Origin of the sequence: Dokdonella sp., from assembly GCF_049593775.1 — a bacterium.
GTDB lineage: Bacteria > Pseudomonadota > Gammaproteobacteria > Xanthomonadales > Rhodanobacteraceae > Dokdonella.
In genome coordinates this window covers 1-4,115 of the sequence record NZ_JBAWHJ010000074.1, presented here as the reverse complement: position 1 = coordinate 4,115, position 4,115 = coordinate 1, and the positions used below count along the sequence as shown (strand labels likewise).

4 protein-coding genes, 1 tRNA gene and 1 pseudogene are annotated in these 4,115 nt (G+C 60.7%); 1 reads left to right on the top strand and 5 read right to left on the bottom strand.

All coding sequences use genetic code 11. From position 1 onward, the window contains the following. Positions 1-114: 114 nt before the first annotated feature. Together ylqF and WBP53_RS02600 are read right to left on the bottom strand one after the other, a co-directional pair. The gene (gene ylqF / locus WBP53_RS02605; protein WP_423925639.1) at positions 115-1,116 is read right to left on the bottom strand and encodes a ribosome biogenesis GTPase YlqF; all 1,002 of its coding nucleotides are present in this window, start codon (positions 1,114-1,116) and stop codon (positions 115-117) included. Positions 1,117-1,290: 174 nt separating this feature from the next. Further along, positions 1,291-1,366, bottom strand: a tRNA-Phe gene (locus WBP53_RS02600). A gap of 215 nt (positions 1,367-1,581) precedes the next feature. Here WBP53_RS02600 and WBP53_RS02595 point away from each other — a divergent pair. Further along, a complete protein-coding gene (locus WBP53_RS02595) occupies positions 1,582-2,142 on the top strand; it encodes a DUF6491 family protein (protein WP_423925643.1) in 561 nt (186 codons plus the stop codon). Positions 2,143-2,265: 123 nt separating this feature from the next. Here the strand turns inward: WBP53_RS02595 and WBP53_RS02590 are convergent, their stop codons facing one another. The 3 genes and pseudogenes from WBP53_RS02590 to WBP53_RS02580 all read right to left on the bottom strand — a co-directional run. Beyond that, positions 2,266-2,538 carry an oxidative damage protection protein gene (locus WBP53_RS02590; protein WP_423925641.1) on the bottom strand — a complete coding sequence of 91 codons (273 nt, stop codon included), beginning with the start codon at positions 2,536-2,538 and terminating at the stop codon, positions 2,266-2,268. Beyond that, the gene (gene mutY / locus WBP53_RS02585; protein WP_423925637.1) at positions 2,514-3,587 is read right to left on the bottom strand and encodes an A/G-specific adenine glycosylase; all 1,074 of its coding nucleotides are present in this window, start codon (positions 3,585-3,587) and stop codon (positions 2,514-2,516) included. The genes WBP53_RS02590 and mutY overlap by 25 nt, the downstream gene beginning before the upstream one ends. 248 nt (positions 3,588-3,835) lie before the next feature. Further along, positions 3,836-4,115: pseudogene (locus tag WBP53_RS02580) on the bottom strand (signal recognition particle-docking protein FtsY); the annotation flags it as partial.

Here is a 4,115-nt window from a genome sequence, read left to right as displayed (position 1 = left end):
TTCAATGTCGTTGCGCAACTCTCCCGGCGAAACTGTAGAAGAGCATCATGGCTGAAGCCATTTCCTACGAAAAGCACGCGTCCCAATGCGGGGGCTTCGATGGCTTTTACCGCGCTACCGCTTCGTTGTTGGCTTCGGCTTCTTCGCTGCGCGCTTTTCCACCCGCACTTCCTTGCGCTCCTTCTTGTCCAGGCTGCCGGAGCCTTCCTTGAAACGCTTCTTGCGTTCGGCCTTGTCAGCGGCTTGCAGCGCCGCGGCCTGATCCATTTCGATTTGTTCCTGCGTGATCATGTCAGGCGTTTCCAGGCTGATCCTGCCCAGCTTTCCCTGTCGGAATTCCTTGATCAGAAGCTCGCTGATCTTGTGCCGATTGAACTTGCCACCGGGCCCGACCGCACCGCGCTTGAGCGCCGCAGCCTCCAGAAATGCCTCCTCGTCTCGCGGAAGCGCATCAAGCTTGAAGCGCTCCATCAGCAGATCCGGATATTTCTGCAGCAGATACTCGGCAGCGAAATGGGCGACGTCGTCGTACTCCATCGCTGTATCCCGGATCGCGCCGGTAGCGGCCAGTCGATAACTGCTGGCCGGATTTTCGACCTTGGGCCACAAGATGCCCGGCGTATCAAACAGCGTGATGTCGGTGCCCAGGTTGATGCGTTGCTGGCCCTTGGTCACCGCCGGCTCGTCGCCCGTCTTGGCGATCGAACGGCCAGCAAGAATATTGATCAGGGTCGATTTGCCGACGTTCGGTATGCCGACCACCATGGCGTGAATCTGATCCTTGTTCGTGTCCCGCTGCGGAACCATAGACCGGCACAGCCCAAGCAACGCCTTGATGCCTGCCGGTTGATCGCTGCGGGTCGGAAACGTCTTCACATTCCGCTGCTGCTCAAACCGAGCCTGCCATAGCGCCGTCACCTCGGGATCAGCCAGATCGGACTTGCTCAATACCTTGATGCAAGGCGTGTCCCCGCGCAGCCGCGCAATCGCCGGGTTCTCGCTGGAGTAGGGAATCCGCGCATCCAGAATCTCGATCAGCAGATCAACCTGCGGCAGCAGCTCGATCATCTCCTTCTGGGCCTTGTGCATATGGCCGGGGTACCAGTGAATCGTCATTGCTAGAGTCCTTGGGGCGGCATGAACGCGATCTCTGGTCCAGCACGCGGACCACCGAGATCGCCGAATTGGCGAGCGCCAGATAGCCACGAATCATGGAATCGACACGATTCGATTCGCCGAGGAGCAGGATAGAAGGAAGTTAATGGATTTTCGCTGCTATCGCACATGCAATGGTGGCCGGGGACGGAATCGAACCGCCGACACGGGGATTTTCAATCCCCTGCTCTACCAACTGAGCTACCCGGCCCTTTGACTTGCTTGTGTCGGGGCGCTGAAGGCCACGACGAAGGGGCGCGTATTAGAGCGATTGGGGCTGCGTTCGTCAAGTTTAGTGTGTGGAGTGGGGCGATTAGTCGCTGGGCGGCGTTCGATTTTGTTGTTCTGGGGCGATTTCCGCCTCGGCGAAGCCGCGCCTGTCCTGAGTTTGTCGAGCAGCGGAAACGACGGCGCAGGGTGCGCTGGATGGTAGCGGAGGGGCTCAGGGATGGCGTCGAGGCGCTGGCGGATCGATTGGGCGCCAATCGGCAGCGAGGCCGGATACGCGGCATTGGCGACGTTTGGTCCTCGTTGTGCGTCATCCTTGGGTACCAGATCCACTTTCGAACCTTGAGGCAGCCCGTGAGAATCCTGTTTGCAGTGCTTACCTTGTTGGCGATGTCGGTTGCGTTCGCGCAGGAACCTGAGGAGCAGGGCGAGCAACCAATCGAGTACCTGCTGTATGCCGGCGAGCCGGTGGACAACTTTCGGATGCCAAAGCTGGTGCGTTGGGAGGTGGTGGGGCGGTACAGCGTCGTCGTTTGGCCTCGTGTCAGTGAGGCGTATTTGTTGACGGTTGAGCCGCCGTGTTTTGATCTTGAATCGACCGATGAGCTTTCTCTGAACTCCAAGGCGGGGATTGTCAGCCGAAAGTTTGATTCGGTGTTGATCAGGCGCGGCAAGTGTCGGATCAATGGAATCCGACCGATTGATTACAAGAAGTTTCTGGCGGATCGGAAGGAAGCGAGGGAAGAGCCGGGGAGTTGAGGAGGTTGGTGCGTTTGCGTGTAGCGTCATTCATTGGTCGCAACTTGACGGAGAGCATCGCCCCTGAAGCGCCTCCAGCGACAGCAGTTGGGACACGCGTTCCCGGTGGGGTGGGAATGGGGGTTAGCTCGCGGGCTTGATGAAGCCGGCGGGGGCTTCCGAGCCTTGGCCGAAGAAGTACTTCTCCATCTCGGTGGCGAGGAAGGTCCGGGTCGAGGCGTCCAGGGGGTTGAGGCGGTTCTCGTTGATCAGCATGGTCTGATGGGTCATCCAGTCGGCCCAGGCCTGCTTGGAAACGTTCTCGTAGATGCGCTTGCCGAGTTCGCCGGGCCAGGGGGCGAAGGCGAGGCCTTCGGCTTCGAAGCCAAGTTTTACGCAGTTGACGGTTCGCATGATCGGGTTTCCGTGAAAAGTGATGCCAACAGTTTACGCACTGGAGCGGGCAATCCGAGTTCGGCGATTTCGTGGTGGGAGTACCAGCCGCGATCGGGGTTGTCGGCAATGCGTGATTCGGAGTTGTCGATCTGCAGCAGCATCGGGGTGACATTGATGCGGTAGTGGCTGAATGCGTGGGTGAATTCGGGAAGCAGGGCGAGGCGGTCGGAGGGCATGGATCGATGGTCCATGATCGAGTCGCTGGCCTCTTCGAGATCCACGCCCTGGGGCAGGCTCCAGAGGCGCGCCCAGACGCCGGTAGGCGGGCGACGCTCGAGCAGGATGCGGTCGAGGTTGTCGCGGACGATCAGCATGGTCAGATCGCGCGTTGGAACCTTCCTTGCCGGTTTGGGGTGTGGCAGCGCTGCTGTCAGGTTCTCGCGATAGGCGACGCACTTGTCCTGCAAGGGGCATTCGCTGCAGCGCGGCTTGCTGCGCGTACAGACCAGCGCGCCGAGATCCATGATGGCCTGGGTGTAGTCGGCGACACGTTTGTCGGGTGTGTGCGATTCGGCGAGTTCCCATAGCTGCTTCTGCACGGCGCTGTTGCCGGGCCAGCCATGCACGCCGTGGTAGCGCGCGAGGACGCGGCGCACGTTGCCATCGAGGATGGCGTGTGGTTCGCCATGGGCCTGGGCGAGGATCGCGGCAGCGGTGGAACGACCAATGCCGGGCAGGGCGGACAGCGATTCCATGTTGCGTGGCAGTTCGCCATCGTGTTGTGCGACGCAGAGCTGGGCGCTGCGCTGAAGGTTGCGTGCGCGGCTGTAATAACCAAGGCCTGACCACAATGCGAGCACGCGATCCTGCGGTGCGTCGGCGAGGTCCTTCAGTGCAGGCAGGGCAAGCGCGAAGCGTTCGAAGTAGGGGATCACCGTACGCACCTGCGTCTGCTGCAGCATGACTTCACTGATCCAGACGCGATACGGCGTGCGAGGATGCTGCCAGGGCAGATTGCTGCGGCCGTGGATGTCGAACCAGGCGAGGAGGTTTTTGGCGAAGTTATGCATTTACGGTGTGGTCCCTCTTCCCTCGGTAGAGCGGTTGGGATTTGGGCCCGGGATGGCGAGAAATTTCATGCGAGTGCGTATCCTCGGCAACAGCTCCAAGCGTTGCTCTACCTCCGGCTTCCATGCTGTCGTCATCCGTCTTGATTCGCCCGATCCATGGGGCTCTGCCTACGTGCCGGCTTCGCCGTTCGCGCCTGATTCCATCAGGCGCAGTCGGGCTCCTTCCCCGGGGGAGAAGGGTAGTCTGGCTAACTACTGCCTTTGGGATTGGACAAGGTCTGAGGCAGCAGGCCGTCGACGAAGGCCTGGGCATTGAATACGCGCAGGTCTTCGGCGCCTTCGCCGAGGCCGATGAATCGGATTGGCAGGTTGAATTCGCGGGCGAGGGCAAACACGACACCGCCCTTTGCGGTGCCATCAAGTTTGGTCACGACCAGGCCGGTGACGCCGATGGCATCGCGGAAATGCTTGAGCTGGGCGATGGCGTTCTGGCCGGTGGTGCCGTCGATAACCATCAGCACTTCGTGC

Bases quoted from the DNA above. Each gene is read 5' to 3' on its own strand.
- WBP53_RS02595 (WP_423925643.1), top strand. From the start codon at position 1,582: ATGGTAGCGGAGGGGCTCAGGGATGGCGTCGAGGCGCTGGCGGATCGA.
- mutY (WP_423925637.1), bottom strand. From the start codon at position 3,587: ATGCATAACTTCGCCAAAAACCTCCTCGCCTGGTTCGACATCCACGGC.
- ylqF (WP_423925639.1), bottom strand. From the start codon at position 1,116: ATGACGATTCACTGGTACCCCGGCCATATGCACAAGGCCCAGAAGGAG.